This is a genomic window from Bacillus sp. RC251, from assembly GCF_044908765.1.
GTDB classification, from domain to species: domain Bacteria; phylum Bacillota; class Bacilli; order Bacillales; family Bacillaceae_G; genus Bacillus_A; species Bacillus_A wiedmannii.
On record NZ_JBIYDP010000002.1, the window covers coordinates 651,130 to 666,895 of the forward strand.

The window sequence follows — 15,766 nt, forward strand, 5'->3', positions numbered from 1 at the left end:
AAAGAGAGGGTTTGGTAGTGAAACAGAGAATTATTACTGGAGTGGTTGCTGCCGCGCTATTCATTCCCATCGTAATTTACGGTGGCGTGCCTTTTACGGTTTTAGTGTATGCACTTGCTTCTATAGGTTTATATGAATTAATTCGTATGAATAAGCTTACGCTTATTTCAATACCAACAGTTTTAGCTGCAGTATTATTATGGGTTATTTTAATTCCAAGTAGTGCATCAGAACTGTTTACTTGGATTGGATTAGGTAAATTAGAAATCACATTTGTGATTGTTTTATTACTTTTATCATATACAGTCCTTTCTAAGAATACATTTACTTTTGACCATGCTTCCTTTTTACTAATGGCAACAACATATGTTGCAATGGGATTCTTATATTTGAATGAAACGAGAATTTTAGGAATTAAATATGTGTTTTGCGCATTATTTGTTATATGGGCTACCGATTCAGGCGCATATTTCGTAGGGAAAGCATTAGGAAAAAGAAAATTATGGCCAGAAATTAGTCCGAATAAAACGATTGAAGGTTCATTAGGCGGCATCGTTTGTGGGATTGTTGTGGCACTTGTTTACAATATGTTCTTCCCAGTTGAGGCTAATGTAGGGATTTTAATTGTGTTGACAATTATCATTTCTATTTTTGGACAAATTGGTGATTTAGTACAATCTGCATTTAAACGTCATTATGGCGTAAAAGATTCAGGTACAATTTTACCTGGACATGGTGGTATATTAGATCGAACAGATAGTTGGTTATTTGTTTTACCAATTCTCTACTTCTTATTACAATACAATTAATAAATGAACGAGGGGTTGGAGTCATGAAAAACATTAGTTTATTAGGTGCAAGCGGATCAATTGGTACACAAACTTTAGATGTATTACGCTCGCACCCAGACCAATTCCGTCTCGTTGCTTTTTCTGTAGGGAAAAATATTGACTACGCAGTAAAGGTAATTCAAGAATTTTCTCCGCAAATTGTCTCTGTGCAAAGAGAGGAAGATGTTTTAAAATTACAAGCTGTCTCTGGTAATACAAAAATTGTATATGGTAGTGAAGGGCTTTTAGAAGTAGCATTACATCCAGATGCAGAGATTGTAGTAAATGCTGTTGTAGGTAGCGTAGGGTTGTTACCAACACTTCGTGCAATTGAGGCGAAAAAAACAATCGGAATTGCAAACAAAGAAACGTTAGTAACCGCAGGGCATCTTGTAATGGAAGCAGCACGAAAACATAATGTTTCGTTACTTCCAGTAGACAGTGAACATTCAGCTATTTTTCAATGCTTGAATGGTGAAAATGAAAAAAGAATTTCTCGACTAATTATTACGGCTTCTGGTGGAAGTTTCCGTGATAAAACGAGAGATGAATTGCATCATGTGACCGTAGAAGATGCGCTTCGACATCCAAACTGGTCAATGGGTTCGAAAATTACAATTGATTCTGCTACAATGATGAATAAGGGGCTAGAAGTAATTGAAGCACATTGGCTTTTTGGTATCCCTTATGAGCAAATCGATGTTGTTTTACATAAAGAAAGTATTATTCATTCTATGGTTGAATTTGAAGATCGTAGTGTGATGGCACAGCTTGGCTCACCTGATATGCGAGTACCAATTCAATACGCACTTACATATCCTGATCGATTACCTCTTTCAGACACAAAGCAGTTAAATTTATGGGAAATGGGAACATTGCATTTTGAGAAAATGAACCAAGAACGTTTCCGTTGTTTGCGTTTTGCGTATGAAGCTGGAAAAACAGGTGGAAGTATGCCAGCTGTAATGAATGCAGCGAATGAAGTAGCTGTTGAAGCGTTTTTACAAAAGAGAATTGGTTTCTTAACAGTGGAAGACCTCATTGAAAAAGCAATGAACCATCACAATGTCATTGCACGTCCGAGCTTAGAGGAAATTCTGGAAATTGATGCAACCACAAGACGGTTTGTGATGGAACAAATTTAGCAAAGGTGGTATGGAATTGAATACAGCGATTGCCTTTATATTAATTTTCGGTGCACTCGTATTTTTCCATGAGCTAGGGCATCTATATTTCGCAAAAAGAGCAGGTATTTTATGCCGTGAGTTTGCGATTGGTTTTGGTCCGAAAATATTCTCATTTGAAAAGAATGAAACGGTGTATACGATTCGATTACTGCCCCTTGGTGGCTATGTAAGAATGGCTGGCGAGGATGCAGACACAGTTGAGTTAAAGCCTGGAAAAAAGGTTGGCCTTGTATTAAATGAAAAAGACGAAGTTGCGAAATTAGTTTTTGATGGATATGAAAAGTATCCAAATGTTCGTGTCATTGAAGTCGAACAAGCTGATTTAGAGCATAATTTAACAATTTCGGGCTATGAAGAGTACGAGGAAGAGCTTCAAACATTCCGAGTGAATGAAAAGGCTCGTATTATTACTGCTGGTGAAGAAATACAAATTGCTCCGTATAATAGGCAATTCGGCTCCAAGAAATTGGGTCAACGTGCCTTAACAATCTTTGCAGGTCCTGCAATGAACTTCATTTTAGCATTTGTTATTTTTGTGATTCTTGGATTTGTACAAGGTGTTCCTGTTGACAAGCCAATGGTCGGAAAAGTAATGGAGAATAGTGCAGCCGAGCAAGCCGGATTAAAAGAAAATGATACAATTCAAGCAATCGATGGGAAAAACACAAGTACATGGAAAGATGTTGTTACCATTGTACGTGAAAACCCAAATAAAGAAATTACGTTACAAGTAAAGCGTGATAATGAACAGTTTAATGTAAAAGTAACGCCAACACTCGATAAAGAAGGAAAAGACGAAGTAGGTAGAATTGGTGTTTACTCTCCAGTAGAGAAAACAGTAATGGGTTCTATTAAATCAGGATTTGAACAAACATACCAATGGACAAAACTAATTTTTGATTCACTTGTGAAATTAGTAACTGGTCAATTCTCTATTAATGAGTTGTCAGGTCCAGTAGGAATTTATAATCTAACAGATCAAGTCGTAGATTATGGATTTACGCGTGTATTAAGTTTAGCAGCAGTTTTAAGTATTAACCTTGGTTTATTTAATTTACTACCAGTCCCTGCTTTAGACGGTGGACGTTTGTTCTTCTTCTTAATTGAAGCGTTACGAGGGAAACCAATTGACCGCCAAAAAGAAGGAATGGTTCACTTTATTGGTTTTGCATTATTAATGTTACTTATGTTAGTTGTAACTTGGAATGACATTCGTAAGTTTTTCTTGTAAAATAAAGTGAAACTTATAATGAAATAGAGCTCGTAGAATAAAATCCCTCACCTAACTCGAGGTGAGGGGTTTTACTGCGTGTAAGAGTAAAATGAAGAGGTGCGAATAAATGAAACAAAGTATGGTATTCAGTCCTACATTACGTGAAGTTCCAGCTGATGCGGAGATTAAGAGTCATCAGTTATTACTTCGTGCAGGTTTTATGCGTCAAAATGCTTCTGGTATTTATAGTTTTCTACCATTTGGATTAAAAGTACTACACAAAGTAGAACGTATCGTTCGAGAAGAAATGGAGCGCGCAGGAGCTGTTGAATTATTAATGCCAGCGATGCAAGCTGCAGAATTATGGCAAGAATCAGGCCGTTGGTATTCTTACGGATCTGAATTAATGCGTATGAAAGATCGTAACGCTCGTGAATTCGCATTAGGAGCGACACATGAAGAAGTAATTACGGATCTTGTACGTGATGAAGTGAAATCATATAAAAAATTACCGTTAACATTGTACCAAATTCAAACGAAATTCCGTGATGAACAAAGACCTCGTTTCGGTTTATTACGTGGAAGAGAGTTTCTAATGAAAGATGCATACTCTTTCCATGCTACACAAGAGAGTTTAGATGAAGTATACGATCGCTTATACAAAGCATACTCTAACATTTTTGCTCGTTGTGGCTTGAATTTCCGTGCAGTTATTGCTGACTCTGGAGCAATGGGCGGAAAAGATACGCATGAATTTATGGTATTATCTGAAGTTGGTGAAGATACAATTGCATACTCTGATACATCTAATTATGCAGCAAACATCGAAATGGCTCCTGTGGTAGCTACGTACACGAAGAGTGATGAAGCAGAAAAGGCACTTGAAAAAGTAGCAACACCAGATCAAAAAGCAATTGAAGAAGTATCTGCATTCTTAAACATTGAAGCTGACAAGTGCATTAAGTCTATGGTATTTAAAGTAGATGAGAAATTAGTAGTTGTACTTGTTCGTGGTGATCATGAAGTAAACGATGTAAAAGTGAAAAATGTATACGGCGCTTCAGTTGTTGAGCTTGCTTCTCATGAAGAAGTGAAAGAGTTATTAAACTGTGATGTTGGTTCTTTAGGACCGATTGGTGTAACAGGTGATATCGAAATTATCGCAGACCATGCTGTAGCATCAATTGTTAACGGATGTTCAGGAGCGAACGAAGAAGGGTTCCATTATGTAAATGTAAATCCAGAACGTGACTTTAAAGTAAGTCAATATACAGATTTACGCTTCATTCAAGAAGGAGACCAGTCTCCAGATGGAAATGGAACAATTCTTTTCGCACGCGGAATTGAAGTTGGCCATGTATTCAAATTAGGAACTCGTTATAGTGAAGCAATGAACGCAACATTCCTAGATGAAAACGGAAAAACACAACCACTTATTATGGGTTGTTACGGTATCGGTGTATCTCGTACAGTGGCAGCAATCGCAGAGCAGTTTAATGATGAGAACGGTTTAGTTTGGCCAAAAGCTGTTGCACCGTTCCATGTGCATGTAATTCCAGTAAATATGAAATCTGATGCGCAACGTGAAATGGGTGAAAACATCTACAACTCATTACAAGAGCAAGGGTACGAAGTATTACTAGATGATCGTGCAGAACGTGCAGGAGTTAAATTTGCAGATGCAGATTTATTCGGCCTTCCAGTTCGCGTGACAGTTGGTAAAAAAGCAGACGAAGGTATTGTAGAAGTGAAAGTACGTGCTACAGGCGAGTCTGAAGAAGTGAAAGTAGAAGAACTTCAAACATATATTGCAAATATTTTAAAATAAGAAGAGGTACCTCGTAATGAGGTACCTTCTCTTTCTTTGTAAACGTATTTTGTAAAAGAAGAAGGGAGAAATCTTTCTTTGTAGTACGTTTCAATTTATAATAGCAAATGGAAGGAGAGTGCTTATGTCTTTAACAAATGAACAACAAGAGCGATTTCAAATTTTGCTCCAGCAGTTGCAAATACCAGACGACCTTATAAATCAATATTTACAAGGTGGTGGCATTGAAAGGCTCGTTATTGATAAAACGAATAAAAGTTGGCATTTTGATTTACAAGTGCCACGAATTTTGCCTACAGAATTATATGAATTGCTAGAAACAAAGCTTAAGCAATCATTTTCTCATATTGCAAGAACAACATTTGCATTAGAAACAGAGAATAAACAATTTACAGAAGAAGAAGTGAGGGCGTATTGGCCACTTTGTACGGAACGAATTACATTTTCACCTATGTTTGCTTACTTAAAAAAGCAGCTTCCGCAGGTGAATGGAGTGAAGTTGCTAATAAATGTGAATAATGAGCTCGAATCTACTGCTTTAAAGAAAAACGTTGCGAAACCAGTAGGGGATCAATACGAAACTTTTGGATTCCCGCGTTTTCAGTTAGACACACATATACAGCAAAATACAGAAGAAATGCAAAAGTTTCGTGAGCAAACGCAGCAAGAAGATCGTGAACGTGTTATACAAGCTATGGAAGAAATGGCAAAGAAGCAAGCTGAAGAAAGTAGCGTTGTGCATGAAGGACCGGTTGTACTCGGATATCTTATTAAGCCGGATGAAGAGATTACACCGATGCGAGAAATTCAAGATGAAGAAAGAAGAAAAACAGTTCAAGGGTATGTCTTCCATGTAGAAACGAAAGAGCTACGTAGTGGCCGTACGTTATTAACTTTAAAAATAACAGACTATACGGATTCAATTATGATCAAAATGTTCTCGCGTGACAAAGAAGATATTCCAATGCTGCAATCCTTGAAAAAAGGAATGTGGGTGAAAGCGCGTGGTTCTGTTCAAAATGATACATTCGTTCGAGATTTAGTAATGATTGCAAATGATATAAATGAAATAACAGGACCGTCTCGTAAAGATAAAGCGCCAGAAGGTGAAAAACGTGTAGAGCTGCATCTTCACACACCGATGAGCCAAATGGACGCTGTTACTCCTGTTTCTAGACTTGTTGCCCAAGCAGGTAAATGGGGACATGAGGCAATCGCTGTTACAGACCATGCTGTTGCGCAGTCTTTCCCAGAGGCATATTCTGCGGGGAAAAAGGCTGGGGTTAAAGTTATATACGGTGTAGAGGCGAATTTAGTTAATGATGGTGTACCGATTGCATATAACGAAGCGCATCGTTTACTTGCGGAGGAAACTTATGTTGTTTTCGACGTTGAGACGACAGGTTTATCAGCTGTATATGATACTGTTATCGAGTTAGCGGCTGTAAAAGTAAAAGGTGGCGAAATTATTGACCGCTTTGAATCTTTCGCAAATCCACATCAACCATTATCTGCGACGATTATTGAATTAACAGGTATTACAGATGATATGTTAACGGATGCACCAGAAGTGGACGAAGTGTTTAAAAAGTTTGAAGAATGGATGGGCGACCATACACTTGTTGCTCATAACGCAAGTTTTGATATGGGCTTTATTAACGTAGGTTTTAAAAAGGCTGGACTAGAAAAAACGAATAATCCTGTTATTGATACGTTAGAACTTGCAAGATTCTTATTCCCGGAAATGAAAAACCATCGATTAAATACGATGTGTAAAAAGCTTGATATTGAATTAACGCAACATCACCGTGCGATTTATGATACAGAAGCAACGGGATACTTACTTGTGAAAATGTTAAAAGATGTGATTGAAAAGGGATTTGAATATCACGATCAATTAAATGATAGCATGGGGCAAGGGGATGCGTATAAGCGTGGACGTCCAAGTCATATGACGTTACTTGCGACATCAGATGTAGGGTTGAAAAATTTATATAAACTTGTTTCCTATTCTCACCTAAATTACTTTTACCGTGTACCACGAGTACCAAGGTCACTATTAAAAAAATATCGTGAAGGAATTTTAGTAGGAACGGCTTGTGATAAAGGTGAAGTGTTTGAGGCGATGATGCAAAAAGCTCCTGAAGAGGTAGAAGAAATTGCGCAGTTCTATGATTACATTGAAGTAATGCCTCCAGAGGTGTTACGTCATTTAGTAGAGCGTGAACTTGTTCGAGATGAGGGACAATTAAAAACAATTATTTCTAACTTAGTAAAACTAGGTGAGACGTTAGATAAACCAGTTGTTGCTACAGGAAACGTGCATTATATAGATCCAGAGGATGCAATGTATCGCAAGATTTTAGTCAGTTCGCAGGGCGGAGCCAATCCGTTAAACCGACATTCATTACCACCTGTACATTTCCGTACAACGGATGAAATGTTAGAGTGTTTTTCATTCTTAGGTGAAGACGTAGCGAAAGAAATTGTTGTAACGAATACACAAAAGATTGCATCATTAATTGGTGATGTTCATCCAGTGAAAGATGATCTATATACACCGAAAATTGAAGGTGCAGATGATGAGACGCGTGATATGAGTTATGAAATGGCGCGTAGCATTTATGGTGAAGAGTTACCTGAAATTGTAGAAGCACGTTTAGAAAAAGAATTAAAAAGTATTATTGGGCATGGATTTGCCGTAATTTATTTAATTTCACATAAGCTTGTGAAAAAATCGTTAGTAGACGGATATTTAGTAGGTTCACGTGGATCGGTAGGTTCATCATTCGTTGCAACGATGATGGAAATTACAGAAGTAAACCCATTACCACCACACTATGTATGTCCGAAGTGTAAGCAATCAGAATTCTTTAATGATGGTTCTGTAGGTTCTGGTTTTGACTTGCCGGATAAAGAATGTCCTGCATGTAATGTTCCATACGTGAAAGATGGACATGATATTCCGTTCGAAACGTTCCTTGGATTTAAAGGAGATAAGGTACCCGATATCGATCTGAACTTCTCCGGGGAATACCAACCACGTGCCCATAACTATACGAAAGTACTGTTCGGTGAAGATTATGTATACCGTGCGGGTACAATAGGTACAGTTGCGGAAAAAACGGCTTATGGATATGTAAAAGGTTATGCAAATGATCATAATTTAACGATTCGAAATGCAGAGATTGACCGATTAGTAGCAGGATGTACGGGCGTAAAACGTACAACCGGACAGCATCCAGGTGGTATTATCGTTGTGCCAGATTACATGGATATCTTTGATTTCTCACCAATTCAGTTTCCGGCAGATTCAATAGGGGCTGAGTGGAGAACGACACACTTTGATTTCCACTCCATTCATGATAATTTATTGAAACTTGATATACTAGGACACGATGATCCTACTGTTATTCGTATGTTACAAGATTTAAGTGGTATTGATCCGAAAACAATCCCAACAGACGATCCGGAAGTAATGAAAATTTTCTCAGGCCCGGAATCGTTAGGGGTAACGGAAGAACAAATTAACTGTAAAACAGGTACACTTGGTATACCAGAGTTTGGTACGAAATTCGTAAGGCAGATGTTAGAAGAGACGAAACCTACGACATTCTCTGAGTTAGTCCAAATCTCTGGACTATCACATGGTACAGACGTATGGCTTGGTAATGCAAACGAGTTAATTTATAACGGTACATGTACGCTGAGTGAAGTTATCGGTTGTCGTGATGACATCATGGTATATTTAATCTATCAAGGTTTAGACCCATCATTAGCCTTCAAAATCATGGAGTCAGTTCGTAAAGGTAAAGGTGTACCGGAAGAATGGGAAGATGACATGAAAAGTAATAATGTACCAGGTTGGTATATTGATTCATGTAAGAAAATAAAGTACATGTTCCCTAAAGCCCATGCGGCTGCTTACGTACTTATGGCTGTACGTATTGCATACTTTAAAGTACATTTCGCGCTTCTATTCTATGCGGCATACTTTACAGTTCGTGCAGACGACTTTGATGTAGAGGCGATGGCGAAAGGTTCAGCATCTATACGTGTAAGAATTGATGAGATTGCGCAAAAAGGTTTGGATGCAGCGCCGAAAGAAAAAAGTTTATTAACAGTACTAGAAATGACACTTGAAATGTGTGAGCGTGGATACTCATTCCAAAAGGTTGATTTATACCGTTCGCATGCAACAGAATTTATTATTGATGGGGATACTTTAATTCCTCCATTTAATGCAGTGCCTGGACTTGGTACAAACGCAGCTTTAAGTATTGTAGAAGCACGCAAAAATGGAGATTTCTTATCAAAAGAAGATTTACAGCAGCGCAGTAAGGTTTCCAAAACAATTATTGAGTATTTAGATAGTCAAGGTTGCTTAGGCGATTTACCTGATCAAAACCAGTTATCACTGTTCTAATAGGTAGGAAAATTCTTTGCAAATCAACATTTGCTATGGTATACTATTAACCGAGATAACCATGTCATGTATACTGTGTAAAAAAAAGAGTGGGGAAACCCACTCTTTCGTGTTACTATCTACGTTTTATTGATGTGGAGAGGTAAGAAATTTCTGTCGTATATACATATTTTGTTACAAGTTTTACTTCTTAAATTTGGTAATACTAAGACAGATATTCCCTGCTTAACGGCAGGGGCTTTTGTTAGCTAACGAGAAAGAATAAGATGGACCGTTTTTATGGACGGGGTCTTTTCTTGTAAATGGTACATGGCGGCAGGAAGGAGGCTGTTTATGGATAAGAAAGTCACAGAAGTTGTAGAAGCATTTGCGCAGCCAATCGTTGAAGAGTTAAATCTTGAACTTGTAGATGTAGAGTATGTGCAAGAAGGACAAGACTGGTTCTTACGCGTATTCATCGATTCTGAAAAGGGAGTCGACATTGAAGAATGCGGTGCGGTAAGTGAACGTTTAAGCGAAGCTTTAGATAAAGAGGATCCAATTCCTCATCTTTACTTTTTGGATGTATCATCTCCTGGAGCGGAACGCCCATTAAAGAAAGAGAAAGACTTCCAGCAAGCGGTAGGAAAACAAGTGGCAATTAAAACATATGAGCCGATTGATGGTGAAAAAATGTTTGAAGGAAAGCTACTTTCCTACGATGGTACTACAATTACATTATTATTAACAATTAAAACACGTAAAAAAGAAATCCAAATTTCAATGGATAAAGTTGCAAATGCGCGACTTGCTGTTACGTTTTAGTTAGAAGGGGGATCTTCATGAGCACTGAGTTGTTAGATGCCTTGCTCGTATTAGAGTCAGAAAAAGGAATTAGCAAAGATATTATTATTGATGCGATTGAAGCAGCGTTAATCTCTGCTTATAAACGCAATTTTAACCAAGCACAAAACGTTCGTGTGAGCTTTAACCCAGAAGTGGGAACAATTCAAGTTTTAGCACGTAAAGACGTTGTTGATAATGTGTTTGATCCACGTCTTGAAATTTCTGTTGAAGAAGCAAGACAAATTAATCCAAACTATCAAGATGGTGACGTACTAGAGATTGAAGTAACACCAAAAGATTTCGGTCGTATTGCAGCACAAACTGCAAAACAGGTTGTAACACAACGAGTGCGCGAAGCAGAGCGTGGTGTTATTTACTCTGAGTTTAGTGACCGTGAAGAAGATATCATGGTGGGTATCGTACAACGTCAAGATGCTCGTTTCATCTATGTAAGCTTAGGGAAAGTAGAAGCTTTATTACCTGTAAGTGAGCAAATGCCAAACGAACAGTACAAACCACATGATCGTATTCGCGTATTCATTACGAAAGTAGAAAAAACAACGAAAGGACCACAAATTTACGTATCACGTACACATCCTGGTCTTTTAAAACGTTTATTCGAAATGGAAGTTCCTGAAATTTATGATGGAACTGTTGAAATTCGTTCTGTAGCACGCGAAGCAGGCGATCGCTCTAAAATTTCTGTACATGCAGAGAACATTGATGTTGATCCAGTAGGTTCTTGTGTAGGACCGAAAGGACAACGTGTACAACGCATTGTAGACGAACTAAAAGGCGAAAAGATTGACATCGTTCGCTGGTCAAATGATCCAGTAGAATATGTTGCAAATGCTTTAAGCCCATCACAAGTTGTTAAAGTGCTTGTAGATGAAGAAGAAAAAGCAACAACAGTTGTTGTTCCAGACCACCAACTTTCATTAGCTATTGGTAAGCGTGGACAAAATGCACGTCTTGCAGCTAAATTAACAGGTTGGAAAATTGATATTAAGAGTGAGTCTGATGCGAAACAACTTGGTATTGTAACAGAAGAAGATAGCGTAATCGCATTCGGATTCGATTCAGTTGAAGACGAAATCGAATAGAGGTGATGAGTATGAGCAATCGAAAAGTTCCGTTACGAAAATGTGTTGCAACGCAAGAAATGAAATCAAAACGAGAGCTCGTTCGCATTGTTCGTTCCAAAGAGGGAGAAGTGTCCATTGATTTAACTGGAAAGAAATCAGGACGAGGTGCTTATTTATCAAAAGATAAAGAAAGTATTCTTCAAGCCCAAAAGAAAAATGTTTTGGAACATCATCTAAAAGCGAAAATCGACGGTTCTCTATACGAAGAGCTTCTTGAGCTTGTTGAGAAGGAGTCGAAATAAGTGTCCGATTGGAAATCGTTTTTAGGACTAGCAAACCGGGCTCGGAAAATTATTTCGGGTGAAGAACTTGTTTTAAAAGAAGTACGAAGTGGCAAAGCAAAACTTGTATTGCTATCTGAAGATGCGTCAGCAAATACTACAAAACGCATCACGGATAAAGCGACGTATTACAACGTACCAATGAGAAAGGTCGAAAATCGACAACAATTAGGGCATGCGATTGGGAGAGACGAGCGAGTCGTTGTAGCTGTGTTAGATGAGGGCTTTGCGAAAAAGCTGCGTAGCATGCTCGATACAAATTACCGGGGGTGAAGGTATGAGTAAAATTCGAGTGCATGAATATGCAAAACAACATAATATCTCAAGTAAAGATCTTATGACAAAACTAAAAGAAATGAATATCGAGGTTTCGAATCATATGACAATGTTAGAAGATGAAGTAGTAAATAAATTAGATAATGCGTATCAAACTGAAAAACCTTCTGTTGCAGATGAGTTTGAAGTAGAAGAAAAAGTTGTTCGTAGTAAAAAGAACAGCAATAAGAAAAAGAAAAAAGGCAAGGGAAATGAAGACAAACGTCAAGATAACTTTGCTGGAAGACAACAAACACAAACTGTAGAAACACCAGATAAAGTTACTTTCTCTGGAAGTCTTACAGTAGGTGAGCTTGCTAAAAAATTAAGCAAAGAGCCATCTGAAATTATTAAGAAGCTCTTTATGCTTGGAATTATGGCAACAATTAACCAAGACTTAGATAAAGATACAATTGAGTTAATTGCTACTGATTATGGTATTGAAGTAGAAGAAGAAGTAGTTGTAAGTGAAACTGAATTTGAAACATTCATCGATGAGCAAGATGATGAAGAGAACTTAAAAGAGCGTCCAGCTGTAGTTACAATTATGGGGCACGTTGACCATGGTAAAACAACTTTACTTGACTCTATCCGTAATTCAAAAGTAACTGCAGGCGAAGCAGGTGGAATTACTCAGCATATTGGTGCATACCAAGTTGAAGTAAATGACAAGAAGATTACATTCTTAGATACGCCTGGTCACGCGGCATTTACAACGATGCGTGCTCGTGGTGCGCAAGTAACGGATATTACAATCCTTGTTGTTGCAGCTGATGACGGTGTTATGCCACAAACAGTTGAAGCAATTAGCCATGCGAAAGCTGCTGGAGTACCAATTATTGTAGCTGTGAATAAAATGGATAAACCAGCGGCAAATCCTGATCGTGTAATGCAAGAATTAACAGAATATGAATTAGTTCCAGAAGCTTGGGGCGGAGATACAATTTTCGTACCAATTTCTGCAATTCAAGGTGAAGGAATTGACAACTTATTAGAAATGATTCTTCTTGTAAGTGAAGTAGAAGAATATAAAGCAAATCCAAACCGCTATGCAACTGGTACTGTAATCGAAGCACAGCTTGATAAAGGTAAAGGAACTATCGCGACATTACTTGTTCAAAACGGTACACTTCGAGTTGGAGATCCAATCGTTGTTGGTACTTCATTCGGACGTGTTCGTGCAATGGTAAGTGATATTGGTCGTCGTGTAAAAGTTGCTGGTCCATCAACTCCTGTTGAAATTACAGGTTTAAACGAAGTACCACAAGCGGGAGATCGTTTCATGGCATTCGCTGATGAGAAGAAAGCTCGTCAAATCGGTGAATCACGTGCACAAGAAGCGTTACTTGCTCAGCGTGGTGAAAAATCTAAATTAAGCCTTGAAGATTTATTCCAACAAATCCAAGAAGGCGATGTAAAAGAAATTAACTTAATTGTGAAAGCAGACGTACAAGGTTCTGTAGAAGCAATGGCAGCGTCACTTCGTAAAATTGATGTTGAAGGTGTTAAAGTTAAAATTATCCATACAGGCGTAGGTGCGATTACAGAATCTGATGTTATTTTAGCTTCTGCATCTAATGCAATTGTAATTGGATTTAACGTACGCCCTGACGTGAATGCGAAGCGTACAGCTGAATTAGAGAATGTTGATGTTCGTTTACACCGTATTATCTATAAAGTAATCGAAGAAATCGAATCAGCAATGCAAGGTATGCTGGATCCAGAATTCGAAGAAAAAGTAATCGGTCAAGCGGAAGTACGCCAAACATTCAAAGTAACAAAAGTTGGAACAATCGCAGGTTGTTACGTAATTGACGGTAAAATTACACGTGATAGTGGCGTGCGTATTATCCGTGATGGCGTAGTAATTTTCGAAGGACAACTTGATACGTTAAAACGTTTCAAAGATGACGTAAAAGAAGTTGCACAAAACTATGAGTGTGGTATTACAATCGAGAGATATAATGATCTTAAAGAAGGGGACATCATTGAAGCGTACATTATGGAAGAAGTGAAGCGATGATTATCGCTTCACTCTCATTCGAGTGTATGATTTACGATGTGCATTCTTTAAAAGAGAAACGAGCAATTTTGCAACGGGTGCTAACTCGTGTGAAGCAGCGTTATAATGTAGCTGTTTCAGAAGTAGGGCATCAAGATGTATGGCAACGTACAGAAATTGCAATTGTTTCTGTATCCTCTAATCGTGTTATTTGTGAAAAAGAAATGAATCGTGTACTCGAGTATATCGATTCATTTCCTGAAATTGAACGTACAATAACGCAATTGGAATGGTATTGAATGAGGTGAAGAGTTATGAAATTACGTGCAAACCGTGTAGGCGAGCAAATGAAAAAAGAATTAGGCGACATCATCAGTCGTAAAATTAAAGATCCACGTGTTGGATTTGTTACAGTAACAGATGTACAAGTGAGTGGAGATTTACAAATTGCTACAGTATATATTTCTGTTTTAGGTGATGAGGAACAGAAAGAAAGTACATTAAAAGGTTTAGCGAAGGCAAAAGGTTTCATTCGTTCAGAAATTGGCCAGCGTATTCGTCTTCGTAAAACACCGGAAATTTCCTTTGAGTTTGATGAGTCTATCGGATATGGTCATCGAATTGATACACTTTTACATCAAATTAATAAAGACGGTAAACGTGAAGAATAATGGATAGACATTTGTCTATCCATTTTTTCAATGCAAAATTAATTTTAGATAATTACTATGAAAGAATTATGATGAGGTGAACATATATGGAAGGTGTAGTATTATTACATAAGCCAAAAGGCATGACATCACATGATTGTGTATTTAAATTAAGAAAGATATTGCGTGAGAAACGAATTGGTCATACAGGAACATTAGATCCAGATGTAACAGGAGTATTACCTATTTGTGTAGGACGAGCAACGAAGATTGCACAATTTTTAACAAGTGAGACGAAAACATATGAAGGTGAAGTAACGCTTGGATTTTCAACGACAACTGAAGATGCTTCTGGTGAAGTTGTTGAAACGAAAAATGTAGATCGTGTTATTACTCGTAAGGAAGTAGAAGGGGCTCTTGCTGCATTAACAGGTACGATTGAACAAATGCCTCCGATGTTTTCAGCTGTAAAAGTTAACGGAAAAAAATTATATGAATATGCAAGAGCAGGACAAGAAGTTGAACGTCCAGTTCGTACAATTACAATTCATGAATTTGTATTACTAGATGACCGTGAAGTGTTTGAGGGGGAAAATATTTCATTCCGTTTCCGTGTAACGTGTAGTAAAGGGACATATGTAAGAACGTTAGCAGTAATGATTGGTGAAAAACTTGGTTTCCCATCACATATGTCTCACCTTGTAAGAACAGCTTCTGGTGAGTTTTTATTAGAAGATTGCATATCATTTGAAGAAATTGAAGAAAACGTGCAAAATGGAACAGTAGAGTCTATCTTCATTTCAATTGATGAAGCATTAAGTAAGTTTCCGAAAATGGTTGTAGATGAAAAGCAAGCAGAGAAAATAAAGAATGGTATGTTCTTAAAAAATGAATTGCAAATAACGGCGCCATTTATAACAGTGTTTGATACAAATAATCGTTGCCTTGCAATTTATGAGCACCATCCAAAACACCCTGGTATGCTAAAGCCGATGAAAGTACTTGTGAATAATCAAGAACTAAAGCTATAATGAATTATTGGAAGGATTATTACAGAAAAAGGT

13 protein-coding genes are annotated in these 15,766 nt (G+C 37.7%); all 13 read left to right on the plus strand.

Annotated features, from left to right (window positions below; genetic code table 11):
* The first annotated feature begins 17 nt into the window (after positions 1 to 17).
* Positions 18 to 809 (plus strand): phosphatidate cytidylyltransferase, encoded by a 792-nt coding sequence (gene cdsA, locus ABH961_RS13380; RefSeq protein ID WP_048545995.1) that lies wholly within the window; start codon positions 18 to 20, stop codon positions 807 to 809.
* 23 nt (positions 810 to 832) lie between these two features.
* Positions 833 to 1,975, plus strand: a complete 1,143-nt coding sequence (gene dxr / locus ABH961_RS13385) for a 1-deoxy-D-xylulose-5-phosphate reductoisomerase (RefSeq protein ID WP_000790363.1) — start codon at positions 833 to 835, stop codon at positions 1,973 to 1,975.
* A gap of 16 nt (positions 1,976 to 1,991) precedes the next feature.
* Entirely contained in the window at positions 1,992 to 3,248 is a 1,257-nt protein-coding gene (rseP, locus tag ABH961_RS13390) for an RIP metalloprotease RseP (protein ID WP_001090238.1), read from the plus strand.
* 109 nt (positions 3,249 to 3,357) lie between these two features.
* Positions 3,358 to 5,058, plus strand: coding sequence for a proline--tRNA ligase (locus ABH961_RS13395; protein WP_048545992.1), 1,701 nt, complete (start codon positions 3,358 to 3,360; stop codon positions 5,056 to 5,058).
* Between the two features lie 124 nt (positions 5,059 to 5,182).
* Entirely contained in the window at positions 5,183 to 9,484 is a 4,302-nt protein-coding gene (locus tag ABH961_RS13400; RefSeq protein ID WP_098642749.1) for a PolC-type DNA polymerase III, read from the plus strand.
* Between the two features lie 333 nt (positions 9,485 to 9,817).
* Entirely contained in the window at positions 9,818 to 10,288 is a 471-nt protein-coding gene (rimP, locus tag ABH961_RS13405; protein WP_000359099.1) for a ribosome maturation factor RimP, read from the plus strand.
* A 17-nt stretch (positions 10,289 to 10,305) separates the two neighbouring features.
* Complete coding sequence (gene nusA / locus ABH961_RS13410; protein ID WP_000102596.1) at positions 10,306 to 11,412, plus strand: transcription termination factor NusA; 1,107 nt, start codon at positions 10,306 to 10,308, stop codon at positions 11,410 to 11,412.
* 11 nt (positions 11,413 to 11,423) lie between these two features.
* Positions 11,424 to 11,696: an RNase P modulator RnpM gene (gene rnpM, locus ABH961_RS13415; protein ID WP_000071127.1), complete on the plus strand. Its 273-nt coding sequence runs from the start codon at positions 11,424 to 11,426 to the stop codon at positions 11,694 to 11,696.
* Entirely contained in the window at positions 11,697 to 12,008 is a 312-nt protein-coding gene (locus ABH961_RS13420; protein WP_001286521.1) for a YlxQ family RNA-binding protein, read from the plus strand. It begins immediately after the preceding gene.
* 4 nt (positions 12,009 to 12,012) lie between these two features.
* Positions 12,013 to 14,073, plus strand: coding sequence for a translation initiation factor IF-2 (gene infB / locus ABH961_RS13425; protein ID WP_000036353.1), 2,061 nt, complete (start codon positions 12,013 to 12,015; stop codon positions 14,071 to 14,073).
* The gene (locus tag ABH961_RS13430) at positions 14,070 to 14,351 is read left to right on the plus strand and encodes a DUF503 domain-containing protein (RefSeq protein ID WP_000582364.1); all 282 of its coding nucleotides are present in this window, start codon (positions 14,070 to 14,072) and stop codon (positions 14,349 to 14,351) included. Before infB ends, ABH961_RS13430 begins: the two co-directional genes overlap by 4 nt.
* 15 nt (positions 14,352 to 14,366) lie before the next feature.
* Positions 14,367 to 14,723 carry a 30S ribosome-binding factor RbfA gene (gene rbfA, locus ABH961_RS13435; RefSeq protein ID WP_000776445.1) on the plus strand — a complete coding sequence of 119 codons (357 nt, stop codon included), beginning with the start codon at positions 14,367 to 14,369 and terminating at the stop codon, positions 14,721 to 14,723.
* An 86-nt stretch (positions 14,724 to 14,809) separates the two neighbouring features.
* Positions 14,810 to 15,733, plus strand: a complete 924-nt coding sequence (gene truB / locus ABH961_RS13440) for a tRNA pseudouridine(55) synthase TruB (RefSeq protein WP_048545987.1) — start codon at positions 14,810 to 14,812, stop codon at positions 15,731 to 15,733.
* Positions 15,734 to 15,766: the final 33 nt, after the last annotated feature.

Bases quoted from the DNA above. Each gene is read 5' to 3' on its own strand.
- dxr (WP_000790363.1), top strand. From the start codon at position 833: ATGAAAAACATTAGTTTATTAGGTGCAAGCGGATCAATTGGTACACAA.
- ABH961_RS13395 (WP_048545992.1), top strand. From the start codon at position 3,358: ATGAAACAAAGTATGGTATTCAGTCCTACATTACGTGAAGTTCCAGCT.
- ABH961_RS13400 (WP_098642749.1), top strand. From the start codon at position 5,183: ATGTCTTTAACAAATGAACAACAAGAGCGATTTCAAATTTTGCTCCAG.
- rimP (WP_000359099.1), top strand. From the start codon at position 9,818: ATGGATAAGAAAGTCACAGAAGTTGTAGAAGCATTTGCGCAGCCAATC.
- nusA (WP_000102596.1), top strand. From the start codon at position 10,306: ATGAGCACTGAGTTGTTAGATGCCTTGCTCGTATTAGAGTCAGAAAAA.
- rnpM (WP_000071127.1), top strand. From the start codon at position 11,424: ATGAGCAATCGAAAAGTTCCGTTACGAAAATGTGTTGCAACGCAAGAA.
- infB (WP_000036353.1), top strand. From the start codon at position 12,013: ATGAGTAAAATTCGAGTGCATGAATATGCAAAACAACATAATATCTCA.
- ABH961_RS13430 (WP_000582364.1), top strand. From the start codon at position 14,070: ATGATTATCGCTTCACTCTCATTCGAGTGTATGATTTACGATGTGCAT.
- rbfA (WP_000776445.1), top strand. From the start codon at position 14,367: ATGAAATTACGTGCAAACCGTGTAGGCGAGCAAATGAAAAAAGAATTA.
- truB (WP_048545987.1), top strand. From the start codon at position 14,810: ATGGAAGGTGTAGTATTATTACATAAGCCAAAAGGCATGACATCACAT.